Origin of the sequence: Methylobacterium sp. E-016 (assembly GCF_022829745.1) — a bacterium.
In the GTDB taxonomy this organism is placed as follows: domain Bacteria; phylum Pseudomonadota; class Alphaproteobacteria; order Rhizobiales; family Beijerinckiaceae; genus Methylobacterium.
This window is the reverse complement of record NZ_JAKSYF010000123.1, coordinates 1-16,081: the sequence shown is the minus strand read 5'-3', so window position 1 is coordinate 16,081 and position 16,081 is coordinate 1. Positions and strand designations below refer to the sequence as shown.

The following is a 16,081-nucleotide window of genomic DNA, read 5'->3' as shown; positions in this document are numbered from 1 at the left end:
GGCCGTGGCCTGGGCGGTGGCGATCACCTCGCCGGCCCGCGTCGTGATCTGCGACCGCGAATCGGTTCTGCCGTCCCCCGTCGCCCCCGTCCCCTGCACCGCCGCGCACTGCTCCTCCCCCGACGCCGCCTGCTGCTGAGCCGACGCGCGCATCTCGCACGCCGCCGCGTACAGGTCCGACGTCGCCGCACGGTTCGTCCGAGCCAAGTCCGCAAGCCCAGAGACCATCCCGTTCAGCGCACGGGACAGCCGGCCGATCTCGTCGCCGCCGCGAACCTGCAGCGTCTGGGACAGGTCGCCGCCGCCGACCGTCTCGGCGAACGCCATCACGCTCTCCAGCGGCCGCACCACCGCACGGCTGATCAGGATCGTGACGAGGATCGCCAGGAGGACGCTGGCGAGCAGCGTCAGCAGGATCGAGAGCCGCGAGCGCTCGTGGATCGCGCCGATCCCGCGCTGGCCCACGGCGATGCTCTCGTCGAGGGCGACGCGGGTGCGCTCGACGGCGGCGATGGTGGCCTCGTAGGCGCGGCCGATCTCGGCGTTGCGGGCCTCGACGCCGGTGACGTCGCCGCCGACCGCGGCCACGAGCTGCGCCTCGCTCGCATCCCGGTACGGACGATAGATCGCGACGGCCTGCCTCAGGACGCCGTGCAGGCGGTCCCAGGCCGTCGTCCGATCCACCGAGAGGGCGCGGGCGCGGTAGGCGTCGGCCTCGCGGATCAGGTCGTCGAAGAGCGCGTCGGTCGATGCGGCCGTGCGACGCCAGGTGGTGAGGACGTCCTCGTCGCGCATGGGCTGCCCTTGCGCCTTCATCAGCGTGGCGATCACCGCGTTGCGGCGCAGGATGCCGAGGTCGCGCGTCTGGTTGCCGAGGATGTCGAGCTGGCGCAGCACCGCGAGGTCGCGGGCGACGATGGTGTCGGTGGCGTCGCGGACCGAGCCGATCTGGCCGATCGCGTAGAGGCCGAGGGCGATCAGCACCACCGTCACGGCCGTGAAGCCGAGGAGGATCCGTTTTCCAATCGAGATCGACAAGGCGGCTGATGCTCCGGGTCGGGCGGCGTCGTGGATCGCGCGCGTCTCGCGCCTCAAGGCAGGGTGCGCCGCAGCAGCTGCGGCAGGTCGATGACGACGAAGTCGCCGAGACCGGACGGGCCGGGATCGGCCGCGGCATAGCGCGAAACCGCTTCGCCGCCGAATCCGCCCTCCGCCGCGGCGGCCTCGGCGAGGTGGGCGAGCCCCAGCACGCGGTCGACGGCAAGCGCGGTCGGCGTCGCGGCCGTGCGAAGGACGACGAGGTGGCCGCCTTCGACGCGGTCCGCGCCCGGGCGGCCGAGCGCGCGGGCGAGGCCGACGACGCTGACGATCCGTCCGGACAGGGCGACGAGGCCGAGGATCGCGGGCGGCGCGCCCGGCACGGGCGTGCATGATCGCATGGGCACCACCCGCGCGACGTCGGCGAGGGGCAGGCCGAAGCGCTCCGGGCCGCAGGCGCAGACGAGATGGGCCTCGACCGGCGCGGCCTCGCGCGCCGTCGCCCCGCGCCGGGCGAGGGCGGCCGTGCGGTCCGCGCGCAGCGCCGCCTCGCGCCCGTGCCGGCCGTCGCCCCGTTCCATCTGGCGATCCGCCGCGTTCACGCCGCCCCCGTTCCGATGCCGTCGCGGATCGCCGCCGCGCTCAGGGCGATCTCCCCGGCACACGCCCCGTCGCCCTCGGGCAACGCCGCATCCGGCGGCAGCGCTTGGCTCAAGGCGACCGCATTGTCCAGCGCCCGGCGGGCGTCGGCGGTCCGTCCGAGGGCTCCGAGCAGCAGGCCGAGATGGTAATGGGCCATCACGTAGCCGCGATCGAGATAGAGCGCGCCGCGGAAGGCCCGCTCGGCTTCGGCCTCGCGGCCGAACCCGAGCGCGAGCAGGCCCTCGTAGAGCCGAAGGGACGCATCGGTCGGCCGCGCGGCGAGCGCGTTCCGCAGGAGGCGCCACGCCGCGCCCGTGTCGCCGGAATCGGCCAGCATGCGGATCGTGCGCGCCACGTCCTCCGCCGTCTCGTCGACGACGGCCGGAGCGCTCGCCGCCGGCACCGGACGGATCGCTTCGGCGACGGCGTCTCCGGCAGGCACCGCGAGCAGCGCCTCGTGAGCCGGACCGGGTTCGATGGGAGTGGCGGAGGGCGGACGCTCGAGCCCGGCCGGCTCGGCAGGATCGGCAGGATCGGGAGGCGCGGGCAGGGACGCCGATTCGAGCGGACGGCGATAGGCGACCGTGCCGGGGAGGTTCACCGCATCGAGCCAGCCTGCGAAGGCCGGATGGGGCTCCGCATGGCCGATCAGCAGCCAGCCGCCGGGCCGCAGGCGCCGGCCCAGCGCCCGCACGATCGCGGCGACGGTCTCGGCGCTGAAGTAGATTAGCACGTTGCGGCAAAGAATGAGATCGAACCCGTCGAAGCCCTCGGCCGCCGTCCCGTCGACGAGGCTCATCAGGTTCTGGCGCTCGAAGCGCACCATGCGGCGAAACTCCGGCCGCAGGGCGTAGCCGCCCTCGCGGGCCGCCCCGGGGCTCGCCGGGATGCGATGGAAGTGGCGCAAGCGCTCCTCGACCGGCAGCGTCCGCAGCGCCCAGCGGCCGTACTCGGCCGCCCGGGCGGTGGCGAGGGCGGCGACGCTGATGTCGGTGCCGACGATCGCGACGCGCCAGTCCGCCAGGGCCGGGCCGAGCAGCTGGTGCAGCAGGATCGCCACCGAGTAGGGCTCGGCCCCCGTCGAGCAGCCGGCGCTCCAGACCCGGAGGCTGCGCTCGGCCGCGCGCCCGGCGATCAGGCCGGGTAGGATGGTCTCGCGCAACGCGGTGAACTGCTCGGCGTAGCGGAAGAAGAAGGTCTCGCCGATGGTGATCTCGGCCTCGAGCGCGGCCCATTCGCCGGCGCCCGCGTTCAGGCGCGCGTCGTAGGCCGCGGCATCGGCGACGTTGCAGGCCTTGAACCGCCGCCGCAGGCGGTCGAACAGCAGGTCGTCCTTGTCGGCGTAGTAGTGATGGCCGGTGCGCGCGATGATCCGCGCCTTGAGGGCCGCGTAGCCCGGATCGTCGTGGGGGCTCGGACCGGGCGGCCGACGCATGGGGTCCCGCGCCTTCCGCTCAGGCGGCCGGCAGCGCGGCGAGGCGCGCCTTCGCCGCCCGCGTCAGGTGGCCGACCCGGGCGCGCTCCTCGGCGCTGAGCAGGCGCGCCGGGTCGAGGGCGTGGATCAGCCGGTCGCCCCGGGCGATCTCGGCGGAGACGCAGCCGTTGAGGCTCGCGCCCGCGGCGACGGGCCGGATCGCGGCGGCCTCGACGGCGACGAGGTCGGTCACCCGGTCGACGAGCCAGGCCGCGGCGGCGTCCGGCGTCAGGATCAGGTGGGCGTAGGGGCCCGGGTCGTGCGCGCCCTCGCGCAGGCCGAGAAGGCGCGCGAGGTCGACCACCGGAACCGGCTCTCCGCCGAGGTTGAGGAACCCCGCGAGCCAGCCGCCGCAGGCCGGCGGCCGGAACAGGTCCGGCAGCGGCAGCACCTCGCCGGCCGCGGATCGCGGCAGCGCGCACGGGGTGCCCGCGACGTCGAGGAGCAGGTAGCTGAGCGAGGCCGTCTCGGGCTGGGCCACCGGCGTTCCGTGCTCTCGCGCTCGTTGGGAGGGGGACGAGGATCGGTGATAGGCCGGGCGCCGATGCGGGGCAATCGCGCCGCGCGCCGTCGGGCCGGGCTGCGGCAAATGCTTCGCGGAGGCCGGATCCTTCGCGGCGGCCCGGCTCTCCGCCGGAATGCCGTTGACCATCGCCGAGGCCTTCGTTAAGACAACCGTCACTTTTCACGCGGAGCGCCATGCGGGCGGCCCGCGTTGGGCGAGAGATCGATCCCGATGACGACGATCCTTATCGTAGCGGAAGCGCCACCGACGGGGCGGCCCTGATCTCAGGGCCGCGATCCGGGCGGTGGCGCATGCAGGGTCCCTCGCGGGGCCCTTTTTTGTTGCCCGCGCCGATCGACGACATCGAGACGACGAAGACCAGCAAGGCGAGCAGGAGGAAGACGATGGGCGGCGAGGTCATGACCGGGGCCGAGATGGTCATCCGGGCGTTCCAGGATCAGGGTGTCGACACGCTGTTCGGGTATCCCGGCGGCGCGGTGCTGCCGATCTACGATGCGCTCTTTCACCAGGACGCGGTCAAGCACGTACTGGTCCGCCACGAGCAGGGCGCCGTGCACGCCGCCGAGGGCTATGCCCGCTCGTCGGGCAAGGTCGGCTGCGTGCTCGTCACCTCGGGTCCCGGCGCCACCAACATCGTCACCGGGTTGACCGACGCGCTGCTCGACTCGATCCCGCTCGTCTGCATCACGGGCCAGGTCCCGACGCACCTGATCGGCACCGACGCGTTCCAGGAATGCGACACGGTCGGCATCACGCGCCACTGCACCAAGCACAACTACCTGGTCAAATCGATCGACGACCTGCCGCGCATCCTGCACGAGGCCTTCTACGTCGCCTCTCACGGCCGCCCCGGCCCCGTCGTCGTCGACCTGCCGAAGGACATCCAGTTCGCGAGCGGGCTCTACGAGCGTCCCTCGGTCGACGGGCACAAGACCTACAAGCCGGCGGTGAAGGGCGATGCGGACAAGATCCGCGCCGCCGTCGAGCTGATGGCGCAGGCGCGCCGCCCGGTCTTCTACACCGGCGGCGGCGTGATCAATTCCGGCCCCGAGGCCTCGCGCCTGCTGCGCGAGCTCGTCGCCGAGACGGGCTATCCGGTCACCTCGACCCTGATGGGCCTGGGCGCCTTCCCGGCCTCCGACGACAGGTTCCTCGGGATGCTGGGGATGCACGGCACCTACGAGGCCAACCTCGCGATGCACGAGTGCGACGTGATGATTTGCGTCGGCGCGCGGTTCGACGACCGCATCACCGGCCGGCTCGACGCGTTCTCGCCGTTCTCGAAGAAGATCCACATCGACGTCGACGCCTCCTCGATTAACAAGGTGGTCAAGGTCGACGTCGGCATCGTCGGCGATTGCGGATCCGTGCTCGCCGACATGCTGGAGGCATGGCGCGCCCTGCCGTCGCAGCCCGAGAAGTCCAACCTCGACGGGTGGTTCGCCAAGATCCGCACCTGGCGGGCGCGCGAGTGCCTCGCCTACTGGCCCTCGGGCACGATCATCAAGCCGCAGCACGCGGTGCAGCGCCTCTACGAGGCGTGCAAGGACCGCGAGACCTACATCACCACTGAGGTCGGCCAGCACCAGATGTGGGCGGCGCAGTACTTCAAGTTCGAGGAGCCGAACCGCTGGATGACGTCGGGCGGCCTCGGCACCATGGGCTACGGCCTGCCCGCGGCCATCGGCACGCAGCTGGCCCATCCCAAGGGCCTGGTCATCGACATCGCGGGCGAAGCCTCGATCCTGATGAACATGCAGGAGCTCTCGACCGCGGTGCAGTACCGCCTGCCGGTCAAGATCTTCATCCTGAACAACGAGTACATGGGCATGGTGCGCCAGTGGCAGGAACTGCTGCACGGCTCGCGCTACTCGCAGAGCTACTCGGAGAGCCTGCCGGACTTCGTCAAGCTAGCGGAGGCCTACGGCGCCAAGGGCATCCGCTGCGACAAGCCGGGCGACCTCGACGCGTCGATCGCCGCGATGCTCGACTACGACGGGCCGGTCGTGTTCGACTGCATCGTCGACAAGAAGGAGAACTGCTTCCCGATGATCCCGTCGGGCAAGGCGCACAATGAGATGCTGCTCTCCGACTATCTCGGCGAGACCGGCATGGAGATCGGCGACGTGATCTCCGAGGAAGGCAAGATGCTGGTGTAGCCTCTTGGTTGCAGCCCGACCCTGGGGTCGGGCTGCGGTCCGCCGCCTCGGCGGCGACGCGCAGCCGCGCTTGCCTCGCGCCAGGGGTGCGAGACCGCGGATCGAACGAACTGGACGACGAGGACGCGCCCCGCGATGAACGCCATGAACACCCACTACCCCGATGCCGGCCGGATCGAGGCCGTCAACCGGCACACCCTCGCCGTGATCGTCGACAACGAGCCGGGCGTGCTCGCGCGCATCTCCGGGATGTTCTCGGGACGCGGCTACAACATCGAGAGCCTGACGGTGTCGGAGACGGAGGAGGCGCGCCATCTCTCGCGCATCACCATCGTCACCGCCGGCACCAACGCGGTGATCGACCAGATCAAGGCGCAGCTCGACCGCCTCGTGCCGGTGCACCGGGTCGTCGACCTGACCCTCCAGGGCAGCGCGCTGGAGCGCGAGCTCTGCCTGGTGAAGGTGGCGGGGCAGGGCGAGCATCGCGGCGAGGCGCTCCGGCTCGCCGCCGCCTTCGGCGCCAAGACGCTCGACGCGACGCTGACCTCCTTCGTGTTCGAGCTGACCGGCGCGACCGAGGAGATCGACCGCTTCATCCGCCTGATGACCGTGCTCGGCCTCGTCGAGATCTCCCGCACCGGCATCGCCGCGATGGGCCGCGGCGCCGACCCGATGTGATTTCGCACGGCCGACGCTATGATAGTGTCGGCCCGCGAAAGGAGTGTCGCGATGGAAGGGAAGCTGGAGCGATCCGGGGAGGCGTTCGCCGTTCGGTTGTCCGCGGAGGATGTCCGCTCGCTCGGCTTGAGTGAGGGCCAGACCGTGGAGGTGACGGCGAAAGACCCGCTGCCCAATACCATCGATGCAACATCTTCGGTTCAGGTCCGCCGATACGTGAACGGGATCCCGGTCTTCACGATGGCCGAGATGGTCGCGGAAGCGCGCAGACTCGGACCAGCCTTCGAGCCTCCCACCGTCGACTGGGGACCGGACCGCGGGTCCGAAATCATCGACGATGACGACCCCCGTTGAGCGGCGGACGCGTCCCGGCGAATTGGTTCTCGTGGATCTGGAGCCCGTCCGCGGAACCGAGCAGAACGGCCGCCGTCCGGCCCTGGTGGTCTCGAACGACGACATGCACCTGCTGGCGCGCCGCGTGATCATCTGCCCGATCACGCGCAACCGCGATGCCTGGCCGACAAAGGTGATGTTGCCCGCGGGTCTCGCGGTGGAGGGAGCGGTGCTGGTCGATCAGGTCCGTTCGATCGATCGGGATGCGCGCATCCTGCGATCCCTCGGCTTCGTTCCGGACGTCGTCCTCGCCGAGGTCCGCGGCAGGCTCGCGGCACTTCTCAGCCTCATGACAGACGATGGTACGCGCCCATGACCACCCTCTACTACGCCCCCGGCGCCTGCTCGCTCGCCGCGCACATCGCGCTGGAGGAGGCGGGCGCGCCCTACGACACCGTGCGCCTCGACCTCGCCGCCGGCGACCAGCGCGCGCCGGAATACCTCGCGATCAACGAGCGCGGCCGGGTGCCGGCCCTGGTCGCGGGCGACTGGGTCCTCACCGAGAATTCGGCGATCCTGCGCCACGTCGCCCGCGCGCACCCGGAGGCGAGGCTCTGGCCCGAGGACCTGAAGGCGCAGGCGGTGGCCGACGAGTGGCTGTGCTGGCTCTCGATCAACCATCACCCGGCCTACGCCCATATCCGCCGGCCGGAGCGCTACAGCAACGACGAGGCGGCGCTGCCCGGCATCCGCGCCAAGGCGGCCGACACGTTCGGCGACCTGTGCACGATGACCGAGGTCCGGCTCCCGAACGGCGGCTGGGCTGTGCAGGATCGCTACAGCGTGGTCGACGCCTACCTGATGGTCTTCTGGGTCTGGGCCCGCGGCCCGACGCTGCGGTTCGACATGCCGGCGCGGTTCCCGTCCTGGACCGCCCATGCCCGCGCGATGGCCGAGCGGCCGGCCGTGCAGGCGGTCTTCGCCCGCGAGGGCCTGCCGCTTCCCGCCTGACGCGCGCCTGCGACTGGACACCTTGCGGCCGGCGCCGAATCGCCCTATCAGGCGAACCGTACGGTACGGTACGGCTCGGCACCCGATGGCAGCAGGCTCGGCGATCCACGACGCGACCCCCTCGGTCCGCCAGCAGGCCGTGCTCGATGCGGTCCTGGACCTGATGGTGGAGGCGGGCGACCAGCTCACCATGGATGCGGTCGCGCGCCGGGCGAGCTGCTCGAAGGAGACGCTGTACAAGTGGTTCCGGGACCGCGACGGCCTGCTGACCGCGACGGTGCAATGGCAGGCCTCGCGCGTGCGTGCCGGGCAGTACGAGGCCCGCGCGCTCGACGTCGCCGCCCTGAGCGAGAGCCTTCGCGATTTCGCCACGACCTGGCTCGGCGTGATCTCGAGCCGGGCCTCGATCGCCCTGAACCGCATCGCCATCGGCGACGCGGCGTCTCGGAAGAGCAACCTCGGCAGCATCGTGCTCGCCAACGGGCGCTTCGCGATCGGCGACCGCCTGAAGCCGGTGCTGGAGGCCGGCCGCGCGGCGGGGCTTCTCGCCTTCGACGACAGCGAGAGCGCCTTCCGGACCTTCTTCGGCCTCGTCGGCCGCGACGTGCAGATCAGACTTCTGCTCGGCGATGCGATCGTCTTCGACGCCGCCGAGATCAGACGCGACGCCGCCCGGGCGGTGGAGCAGTTCCTGGCCCTCTACGGCCAGCCCAAGCGCTAACCACACCCCCTTCACGAGAGAGGACACACATCATGCGGGTCTACTACGATCGCGACGCCGACCTGAACCTGATCAAGGGCAAGAAGGTCGTCATCGTCGGCTACGGCAGCCAGGGCCATGCCCACGCGCTCAACCTGCGCGATTCCGGCGTGAAGGACATCGCCATCGCGCTGCGCGAGGGCTCGGCCACCGCCACGAAGGCGGAAGGCCAAGGCTTCAAGGTGATGTCGGTCGCCGACGCGGCCAAGTGGGCCGACGTCGTGATGATGCTCACCCCCGACGAGCTGCAGGGCGACATCTACAAGGAGTCGCTGGAGCCGAACATGAAGCAGGGCGCCGCCCTCCTGTTCGCCCACGGCCTCAACGTGCACTTCAACCTGATCGAGCCGCGTCCCGATCTCGACGTGCTGATGGTCGCCCCGAAGGGCCCCGGCCACACGGTCCGCGGCGAGTACCTCAAGGGCGGCGGCGTGCCGACCCTGATCGCCATCGCCCAGGACGCCTCGGGCAACGCCCACGACCTCGGCCTGTCCTACGCCTCGGCCAACGGCGGAGGACGTGCCGGCATCATCGAGACCACCTTCAAGGAAGAGTGCGAGACCGATCTCTTCGGCGAGCAGGCCGTGCTGTGCGGCGGCCTCGTCGAGTTGATCAAGGCCGGCTTCGAGACCCTGGTCGAGGCGGGCTACGCCCCCGAGATGGCCTATTTCGAGTGCCTGCACGAGGTGAAGCTCATCGTCGACCTCATCTACGAGGGCGGCATCGCCAACATGAACTACTCGATCTCGAACACCGCCGAGTACGGCGAGTACGTCACCGGCCCGCGCATCGTCACGTCCGAGACCAAGGCCGAGATGAAGCGCGTCCTCGACGACATCCAGTCGGGCATCTTCACCCGCAACTGGATGCTGGAGAACAAGGTCGGCCAGACCTCGTTCAAGGCCACCCGCGCCAAGCTCGCCCGTCACCCGATCGAGGAGGTCGGCGCCAAGCTCCGCGGGATGATGCCGTGGATCTCCGAGAAGGCGCTGGTCGACAAGACCAAGAACTGATTCTTTTCGGACCTTCGGTCGCGCCGTTCCCGACGACCGTCGACGAGGAAGGCCGGCCCCGTGGAAGCGGGGCCGGCCTTTTTCATGCGCCGGCCAAACGCGGCAATTGCCCGCGCGGACGTTTGAGGGGACAGTGCCGCCGCGAAATTCCGGGACAACTCGGCGACGCAAGGATCGCGGAGGCTCGGCCGGCTCAGGAGGAAACCATGGCCTCGCTCTATTCGGACGCGCACCGCGCGCTCCAGCAGGAATTCAAGACCACCAAGCTCGCCGACCGCCTCGACACCCAATGGGTGCACGAGACGATCCAGGACGACGAGGCGGCCTTCATCGGCTCGCGCGACATGTTCTTCCTGTCGACCGTCGATCCCGACGGCATGCCGACCGTCTCGTACAAGGGCGGCAGCCCCGGCTTCGTGAAGGTGCTGGACGACCACACCCTGGTGTTCCCCGGCTTCGACGGCAACGGGATGTTCTATTCGATGGGCAACATCGAGGGGCAGGCCAAGGTCGGGCTGCTCTTCATCGACTTCGAGACGCCGCACCGCATCCGCGTTCAGGGCACCGCCACGCTGCTGCGCGACGACCCGCTGATGGCGCGCTACACCGAGGCCAAGTACCTCGTGCGCGTCGACGTGTTGAAGATCTGGGTCAACTGCCCGCGCTACATCCACAAGTACGAGAAGGTCGCGCAGAACAAGTACGTCCCGACCCCCGGCAGGGAGACGCCGCTGGCCGCGTGGAAGCGCCTCGACCTCGCCGGCGACGTGATCTCCGACGCGGACAAGGCCCGCGTCGCGAAGGAAGGCCGCCTGGAGGTTCCGGAATACCAAGCGCTGGTCGCCCGCGGCGAGGCTTAGGCCTCAGGCGCCGAGCTGGCGCGCGAGGTCGGCGAGGTCGGCGGCCGCGAAGGTCACCGGCACGCTCGGCGCCGTCTCGCCGCCGGCCGGCCCGTGCTCGCGCGGACGGGCGACGTGGGCGGTCGCCAGCCCGTGCTGCGCGGCCGCCGCGAGATCGCTCGAATGCGCCGCGACCATCAGGGTCTCGGAGGCCGCGAAGCCGAAAGCCGCGACGGCGTCGCGATAAAGGGTCGGCTTCGGCTTGTAGTCGCGGGAATAGCCTGCGCCGAGGATCGCATCGAACCCCAGCCTGTTGCGCCGCGCCAAGTCGACCATCAGCCGGACAGGCCCGTTCGAGACCGGCGCGAGCAGGTGGCCGATCCGCAGGCGGGCCAGCGCCTCCGGCACCTCCGGCCAGGCGTCGAGCCGGTGCCAGGCTTGGACGAGCTCGGCCCGGACGGCCTCGGGAACCCCGGCGATGCCGAAGGCGGCGAGCACCTCCGGCAGCGACTCGCCCTGCAGCGCGTCGAGGTCGACGTAGGCGCGGGCGCCCGACCGTACCGTCTCCATCGACGGCCCGTAGCGCGCCCGCCACGCATCGGCGAAGGCGCCGCCGTCGAGCGCCGCCGCGTAGGGCGCGAGCAGCCGCTCCGCCTCCCGCGCCACGCCCGAGCGCCAATCCACGAGCGTGCCGAAGACGTCGAAGACCAGCGCCCGGATCGCCATCACACGCTCCGCAGCCGGATGCGGCGGACGAAGCCGACGATGTCCTTGACCGCGTCGAGGGTCGGCGCGGCGATCGCCTCGGCGCGCTCGGCGCCGTCGGCCAGCACCGCGTCGATGTGGGCGGTGTCGGCGGTCAGGCGCTTCATCTCGGTGGCGATCGGCGCCAGCGTCTCGACGGCGAGTTCGACCAGCGCGCCCTTGAAGGCGGAGAACTGCGCGCCGCCGTGATCGGCCAGCACCGCGTCGCGCGTCGTGCCCTTGAGCCCGGCGAAGATGCCGACGAGGTTGTCGGCCTCCGGCCGGCCGGCGAGGCCCGCGACCTCCGAGGGGAGGGCGTCCGGGTCGGTCTTGGCCCGGCGCACCTTGCTGGCGATCGCGTCGGCATCGTCGGTGAGGTTGATGCGCGAATTGTCCGAGGCATCGGACTTCGACATCTTCTTGGTGCCGTCGCGCAGGCTCATCACGCGGGCGGCAGGTCCCCCGATCAGCGGCTCGGTGATCGGGAAGAACCCGGCGCCCGCATCGTGCCCGTGCGCGGCGATCGAGCCGGCGAAGTCGGTGTTGAACTTCTGCGCGATGTCGCGGGTCAATTCGAGGTGCTGCTTCTGGTCCTCGCCCACCGGCACGTGCGTCGCGCGGTAGGCCAGGATGTCGGCCGCCATCAGCACGGGATAGTCGTACAGGCCGATCGAGGCCGCCTCGCGGTCCTTGCCGGCCTTGTCCTTGAACTGGGTCATCCGGTTGAGCCAGCCGAGCCGCGCGACGCAGTTGAACACCCAGGCGAGCTCGGCGTGCTGCGGCACCTGGCTCTGGTTGAACACGATCGAGCGCTTCGGATCGATGCCGGCGGCCAGGAAGGCGGCCGTGACCTCGCGGATCTGGCCTTTGAGCGCCTCCGGGTCCTGCCACAGGGTGATCGCGTGTAGGTCGACGACGCAGTACAGGCATTGCGCCTCGCACGCCTGCATCTCGACGAAGCGCTTGATCGCGCCGAGGTAGTTGCCGAGATGCAGGTTGCCCGTCGGCTGCACGCCCGAGAACACCAGTTCCTTGAACGCGGCCATCGGCGCGGTCCCTCGAATGCCGGGCCGAGGCGATCTCGCGTCCCTGGAAGGCCGGGTTTCTGGCACCCGGGGGACGAACCGGTCAAGGCGAGGGCTGCTAGGGCTCGCGATAGGCGCCTTGCGCGCTCGGGCAGAGGTCGAGCAGCACGCAGCGGCCGCAGGCGGGCTTGCGGTGGTGGCAGACCTGCTGGCCGTGCAGCATCAGGATCTCGTGGTTGTCGTAGAGGTCCTGCGCCGACCAGTCGGCCGGAAGCTGCGCCCGCAGGATCGGGTGCGAGGGGCCGACATCCACCTTCGCGCCGATCAGCCCGAGGCGCTGGGCGACGCGGTGGTGGTGGCTGTCCACCGGCAGCGCCGCCATGCGCAGCACCGAGAACGACAGCACCGCCGCGCTGGTCTTCGGCCCGACCCCGGGGATCGCCTCGAGCCAGGTGCGCGCCGCCTCGACCGGCATGTCGGCCAGGAAGGCGAGGGACAGGCTGCCGCGGCGCGCCTCGACCGCCCGGAGCACGGCCTGGATGCGCGGCGCCTTCAGCTCCGGCCAGGTCACGCCGCGGATGGTGTCCTCGATCGCCTCCACCGGCGCGGCGAGCATGTCCGCCCAGTCGGGATAGCGGGCGCGCAGCGCCTTGAACGCGCGGCCCGAATCGGCGTTGCGGGTGCGGTGCGAGAGCAGCGACGACACCAGCTCCGAGAGCGGGTCGAGGCTGTGGAAATACGGGATCGGGCAGCCGTAGACCGGGCACAGCCTGCGGTGGATCTCGAGCGCCTTCGCCGCGAGGTCGGCGGGCGCGTCCTCCGGGACCGCGGCGGTGGGGCGCGGCGGACGTTCGGCGGCGAAGAGGTCGTGGCGGTTCGCGCTGGGCATCAGGGCGGAATCCGCGAGGATTCCCGCCGGTTCCGCCCGCGCGACGTCGCAGGTCCACCGCGTCGGCGCGTCGACGTTACCGCGTCAGCGCGTAGATGTTCACGTCGAGCTTGTCGTCGGCCTTGTCGTTCAGGTCGGTGACGTACTCCTCGATGAAGCGGTCCTGGACGACGATGTCCTTGGCGTCGAGGTAGGTCGTCAGGGTCTCGTAGGTGCCGTCGATGTCGTCGTAGGAGCCCTTGTGCGGGAAGCGCAGGGCCTTGCCGGAGGGCGTCGTGCCGAAGTGCAGGCCGTCGGCGGCGCTCGGCGCGGGCTCGGGGGCGGAGGCCACCGGGATCATCGCCTCGTAGACGAAGCCGTCGTCGTCGGTGCGGGTGAAGACTGCGAGCGGGCGCCCGGTCGCGGCGATGCCGGCCTTGGCGAGGTCCGCCTCGATCTTGGCGAAGGCCTCCTTCAGGCTCGGCACAGCCTCCTCCCACTTCGCCTTGCCGGACAGGATCGCGGCGGGCTTGGCCGGCAGCGTCACCGCGTCGACGTCGTCGGCGTTGGCCGGGGTCTCCACCAGGGTCTTCCGCCCGGAGGCCTGAGCCGGGGACGGTGCCTGCGCCTGAGGCGGTGCCGGGGGCGGCGCCGGCGCGGGAGCGGGCGCCGACGGCAGGGTCGGCGACGTGATCGCCTTCTCGGGCGCGGGCGCGGACGACTTGTTCGGATCGGCGGGCGGGTTCGGCGCGGTCGTGGTCGGGAGCGGGTCCGTCACCGCGGGCGAGGGCGCCGTCGAGGCCGGCGGCGGGGGCTGCTCGGCCAGGACCGGCAAGGCCAGGACGGGAAGGACGGCGGCGCCGAGAAGGCCGGCGGCGAGCGTGAGGCGAGGGCGGGTCAAGGCAGCGCTCCGGCAAAGGCATCGAGGCGACGACCGAAGGCCGCCGCGGACCGAATCGGCACGGTCCCGTCACGCCCGAACGTAGTGACGAACACCGGTCTTCGCGAGGCCGTCGATGCAGGTTCCCGAAGCGCGGCGTGCGGGCGCGGCGGATCTGCCACGCTCCGGCGCGCGGAGCCGCCCCTCGCGTCGGACGCCGGCCTTGCCATATACGGGGCCTCGACGACGGGCCGTTCGGAAGCCCGACCCCGCATCCCGCGACGACGCAGCTCGAACCACCATGGCCGCATGAGCGCACTCGCCCACAGACGCTTCCTGAAGATGCACGGCGCCGGCAACGCGATCGTGGTGCTGGACCTGCGCGGCAGCGGCGTCCGCGTCGCCGCCGCCGAGGCGCGCGCCATCGCGGCCGACCCGTCCTCGAGCTTCGACCAGCTGATGGTGCTGCACGATCCGCGAAGCCGCGGCACCGACGCGTTCATGCGGATCTACAACACCGACGGCTCGGAATCGGGCGCCTGCGGCAACGGCACCCGCTGCGTCGCCTACGCGATGCTCGACGACCCGGCCATGGCACGCCCCGTCGAGACCGGGCGGCTGGTCCTGGAGACCGATGCCGGCCGCGTGGAGGTGAAGCGCGTCGCCGAGCGCTCCTTCACCGTCGACATGGGGCGCCCCCGGCTCGCCTGGAACGAGATCCCGCTGCGCGACCCCTTTCCCGACACGCGGCGGATCGAGCTGCAGATCGGGCCGATCGACGACCCGATCCTGCATTCGCCGGGCGCGGTGAACATGGGCAACCCGCACGCGGTGTTCTTCACCGACCGCGACCCGGACACGTTCGACCTCGGGCAGATCGGCCCGATGCTGGAGAACCACCCGATCTTCCCCGAGCGCGCCAACATCTCGATCGCGCAGGTCCGGGGGCGGGAAGCGATCAAGCTCCGGGTTTGGGAGCGCGGCGCCGGGCTGACGCTCGCCTGCGGGACGGCCGCCTGCGCCGCCGTGGTCGCCGCCTCGCGCCTGCGGATGATCGGCCGGCAGGCCACCGTGAGCCTGCCCGGCGGCGAGCTGTTCGTGGAGTGGCGCGCCGACGACCACGTGCTGATGACCGGCCCGGTCTGCCTCGTCGCCGAAGGCCGCTTCGCCCCCGAATTGTTCGCGCAGGACGCCGCCTGATGGCGGTCGAGACGCTGACCTTCGGCTGCCGGCTGAACACCGTCGAGGCCGAGGTGATGCGCGGCCATGCCGAGGCGGCATCGCGCGACCGCGACCTCGTCGTGGTCAACACCTGCGCCGTCACGACGGAAGCCGGGCGGCAGGCGCGCAAGGCGATCCGCCGCCTGCACCGCGAGCGGCCGGGCGCCGAGATCGTCGTCACCGGCTGCGGCGCGCAGATCGAGACCGCGGCCTACGCCGCGATGCCCGAGGTCGCCCGCCTCGTCGGCAACGGCGACAAGCTCTCCCCCGCCGCATGGGGGCCGGACCACGACCGTCCGCGCGATGCCGTGGGCGACGTGTTCGCCGCCCGCCACGCCGCGCCGACGCGGATCGCGGGCGTGGCCGGGCACACCCGCGCCTTCGTCCCCGTGCAGAACGGCTGCGACCACCGCTGCACCTTCTGCGTCATCCCGTTCGGGCGCGGGCACTCGCGCTCGGTGGCGCCCGCGGCGGTGATTGATCAGGTGGCGCACATCGTCGCCCATGGCGGCCGCGAGGTCGTGCTCACCGGCGTCGACCTCACCGCCTACGGCCGCGACCTCGCCGGCGCGTCCGAAAGCCTCGGCACGCTGGTGCTGGCGATCCTCGCCGCGGTGCCGGACCTCGCGCGCCTGCGCCTGTCCTCGATCGACTCGATCGAGGCCGACGACGCCCTGATGCGCGCGCTCGCCGACGAGCCCCGGCTGATGCCGCACCTGCACCTGTCGCTGCAGGCCGGCGACGACCTCGTGCTGAAGCGGATGAAGCGGCGCCATGCGCGGTCCGACGCGATCCGCTTCTGCCGGGAGGTGCGGCGGTTGCGGCCGGACGCGGTGTTCGGCGCCGACCTGATCGCCGGCTTCCCGACCG

Annotated in this window: 18 protein-coding genes; 10 read left to right on the top strand and 8 right to left on the bottom strand. The window is 71.4% G+C overall.

The annotated features are described in order from the left end of the window. The 4 genes from MKK68_RS16530 to MKK68_RS16515 all read right to left on the bottom strand — a co-directional run. Nucleotides 1–1,038: HAMP domain-containing protein (locus MKK68_RS16530; RefSeq protein ID WP_244031497.1), on the bottom strand; the 1,038-nt coding region annotated here is incomplete at its 3' end. A gap of 53 nt (nucleotides 1,039–1,091) precedes the next feature. Then, nucleotides 1,092–1,619: a chemotaxis protein CheW gene (locus MKK68_RS16525; protein WP_243988116.1), complete on the bottom strand. Its 528-nt coding sequence runs from the start codon at nucleotides 1,617–1,619 to the stop codon at nucleotides 1,092–1,094. Nucleotides 1,620–1,636: 17 nt separating this feature from the next. Next, nucleotides 1,637–3,115: a CheR family methyltransferase gene (locus MKK68_RS16520; RefSeq protein WP_244031484.1), complete on the bottom strand. Its 1,479-nt coding sequence runs from the start codon at nucleotides 3,113–3,115 to the stop codon at nucleotides 1,637–1,639. A gap of 19 nt (nucleotides 3,116–3,134) precedes the next feature. Continuing rightward, complete coding sequence (locus MKK68_RS16515; protein ID WP_243988114.1) at nucleotides 3,135–3,635, bottom strand: chemotaxis protein CheW; 501 nt, start codon at nucleotides 3,633–3,635, stop codon at nucleotides 3,135–3,137. Between the two features lie 428 nt (nucleotides 3,636–4,063). Here MKK68_RS16515 and MKK68_RS16510 point away from each other — a divergent pair, with 428 nt between their 5' ends. From MKK68_RS16510 to MKK68_RS16475, 8 genes are all read left to right on the top strand, one after another. Next, nucleotides 4,064–5,839, top strand: coding sequence for an acetolactate synthase 3 large subunit (locus MKK68_RS16510; RefSeq protein WP_243937598.1), 1,776 nt, complete (start codon nucleotides 4,064–4,066; stop codon nucleotides 5,837–5,839). Between the two features lie 135 nt (nucleotides 5,840–5,974). Continuing rightward, complete coding sequence (gene ilvN / locus MKK68_RS16505) at nucleotides 5,975–6,517, top strand: acetolactate synthase small subunit (RefSeq protein ID WP_147727992.1); 543 nt, start codon at nucleotides 5,975–5,977, stop codon at nucleotides 6,515–6,517. 51 nt (nucleotides 6,518–6,568) lie between these two features. After that, nucleotides 6,569–6,871, top strand: a complete 303-nt coding sequence (locus MKK68_RS16500; RefSeq protein ID WP_243937389.1) for a MazF family transcriptional regulator — start codon at nucleotides 6,569–6,571, stop codon at nucleotides 6,869–6,871. Continuing rightward, nucleotides 6,855–7,226, top strand: coding sequence for a type II toxin-antitoxin system PemK/MazF family toxin (locus tag MKK68_RS16495; RefSeq protein WP_243937391.1), 372 nt, complete (start codon nucleotides 6,855–6,857; stop codon nucleotides 7,224–7,226). The genes MKK68_RS16500 and MKK68_RS16495 overlap by 17 nt, the downstream gene beginning before the upstream one ends. Then, on the top strand, nucleotides 7,223–7,861 hold the full coding sequence (locus MKK68_RS16490) for a glutathione S-transferase family protein (protein WP_244031470.1): 639 nt from the start codon (nucleotides 7,223–7,225) through the stop codon (nucleotides 7,859–7,861). The genes MKK68_RS16495 and MKK68_RS16490 overlap by 4 nt, the downstream gene beginning before the upstream one ends. A gap of 85 nt (nucleotides 7,862–7,946) precedes the next feature. Then, nucleotides 7,947–8,582, top strand: a complete 636-nt coding sequence (locus tag MKK68_RS16485; protein ID WP_244031469.1) for a TetR/AcrR family transcriptional regulator C-terminal domain-containing protein — start codon at nucleotides 7,947–7,949, stop codon at nucleotides 8,580–8,582. Between the two features lie 32 nt (nucleotides 8,583–8,614). Then, complete coding sequence (gene ilvC, locus MKK68_RS16480; RefSeq protein ID WP_244031462.1) at nucleotides 8,615–9,634, top strand: ketol-acid reductoisomerase; 1,020 nt, start codon at nucleotides 8,615–8,617, stop codon at nucleotides 9,632–9,634. 206 nt (nucleotides 9,635–9,840) lie between these two features. Next, a complete protein-coding gene (locus MKK68_RS16475) occupies nucleotides 9,841–10,494 on the top strand; it encodes a pyridoxamine 5'-phosphate oxidase family protein (RefSeq protein WP_147843874.1) in 654 nt (217 codons plus the stop codon). Between the two features lie 3 nt (nucleotides 10,495–10,497). Here the strand turns inward: MKK68_RS16475 and MKK68_RS16470 are convergent, their stop codons facing one another. The 4 genes from MKK68_RS16470 to MKK68_RS16455 all read right to left on the bottom strand — a co-directional run bounded on the left by MKK68_RS16470 (nucleotide 10,498) and on the right by MKK68_RS16455 (nucleotide 14,011). Continuing rightward, nucleotides 10,498–11,199 (bottom strand): haloacid dehalogenase type II, encoded by a 702-nt coding sequence (locus MKK68_RS16470; protein ID WP_244031460.1) that lies wholly within the window; start codon nucleotides 11,197–11,199, stop codon nucleotides 10,498–10,500. Beyond that, on the bottom strand, nucleotides 11,199–12,263 hold the full coding sequence (gene trpS, locus MKK68_RS16465; RefSeq protein WP_244031441.1) for a tryptophan--tRNA ligase: 1,065 nt from the start codon (nucleotides 12,261–12,263) through the stop codon (nucleotides 11,199–11,201). The genes MKK68_RS16470 and trpS overlap by 1 nt, the downstream gene beginning before the upstream one ends. Nucleotides 12,264–12,360: 97 nt before the next feature. Then, complete coding sequence (nth, locus tag MKK68_RS16460; RefSeq protein WP_147844139.1) at nucleotides 12,361–13,131, bottom strand: endonuclease III domain-containing protein; 771 nt, start codon at nucleotides 13,129–13,131, stop codon at nucleotides 12,361–12,363. A 76-nt stretch (nucleotides 13,132–13,207) separates the two neighbouring features. Further along, complete coding sequence (locus MKK68_RS16455) at nucleotides 13,208–14,011, bottom strand: GyrI-like domain-containing protein (protein WP_147844140.1); 804 nt, start codon at nucleotides 14,009–14,011, stop codon at nucleotides 13,208–13,210. Nucleotides 14,012–14,299: 288 nt separating this feature from the next. Here MKK68_RS16455 and dapF point away from each other — a divergent pair, with 288 nt between their 5' ends. Continuing rightward, nucleotides 14,300–15,190: a diaminopimelate epimerase gene (gene dapF / locus MKK68_RS16450; RefSeq protein ID WP_147844141.1), complete on the top strand. Its 891-nt coding sequence runs from the start codon at nucleotides 14,300–14,302 to the stop codon at nucleotides 15,188–15,190. After that, nucleotides 15,190–16,081, top strand: an 892-nt coding sequence (locus MKK68_RS16445) for a radical SAM protein (protein ID WP_244031439.1), incomplete at its 3' end; no start/stop codon positions are given. The genes dapF and MKK68_RS16445, both read left to right, overlap by 1 nt.

Coding starts and splice junctions, on each gene's coding strand:
- MKK68_RS16525 (WP_243988116.1), bottom strand. CDS start 1,619: ATGGAACGGGGCGACGGCCGGCACGGGCGCGAGGCGGCGCTGCGCGCG.
- MKK68_RS16520 (WP_244031484.1), bottom strand. CDS start 3,115: ATGCGTCGGCCGCCCGGTCCGAGCCCCCACGACGATCCGGGCTACGCG.
- MKK68_RS16510 (WP_243937598.1), top strand. CDS start 4,064: ATGGGCGGCGAGGTCATGACCGGGGCCGAGATGGTCATCCGGGCGTTC.
- ilvN (WP_147727992.1), top strand. CDS start 5,975: ATGAACGCCATGAACACCCACTACCCCGATGCCGGCCGGATCGAGGCC.
- MKK68_RS16500 (WP_243937389.1), top strand. CDS start 6,569: ATGGAAGGGAAGCTGGAGCGATCCGGGGAGGCGTTCGCCGTTCGGTTG.
- MKK68_RS16495 (WP_243937391.1), top strand. CDS start 6,855: ATGACGACCCCCGTTGAGCGGCGGACGCGTCCCGGCGAATTGGTTCTC.
- MKK68_RS16490 (WP_244031470.1), top strand. CDS start 7,223: ATGACCACCCTCTACTACGCCCCCGGCGCCTGCTCGCTCGCCGCGCAC.
- MKK68_RS16485 (WP_244031469.1), top strand. CDS start 7,947: ATGGCAGCAGGCTCGGCGATCCACGACGCGACCCCCTCGGTCCGCCAG.
- ilvC (WP_244031462.1), top strand. CDS start 8,615: ATGCGGGTCTACTACGATCGCGACGCCGACCTGAACCTGATCAAGGGC.
- MKK68_RS16475 (WP_147843874.1), top strand. CDS start 9,841: ATGGCCTCGCTCTATTCGGACGCGCACCGCGCGCTCCAGCAGGAATTC.
- MKK68_RS16470 (WP_244031460.1), bottom strand. CDS start 11,199: ATGGCGATCCGGGCGCTGGTCTTCGACGTCTTCGGCACGCTCGTGGAT.
- trpS (WP_244031441.1), bottom strand. CDS start 12,263: ATGGCCGCGTTCAAGGAACTGGTGTTCTCGGGCGTGCAGCCGACGGGC.
- nth (WP_147844139.1), bottom strand. CDS start 13,131: ATGCCCAGCGCGAACCGCCACGACCTCTTCGCCGCCGAACGTCCGCCG.
- dapF (WP_147844141.1), top strand. CDS start 14,300: ATGAGCGCACTCGCCCACAGACGCTTCCTGAAGATGCACGGCGCCGGC.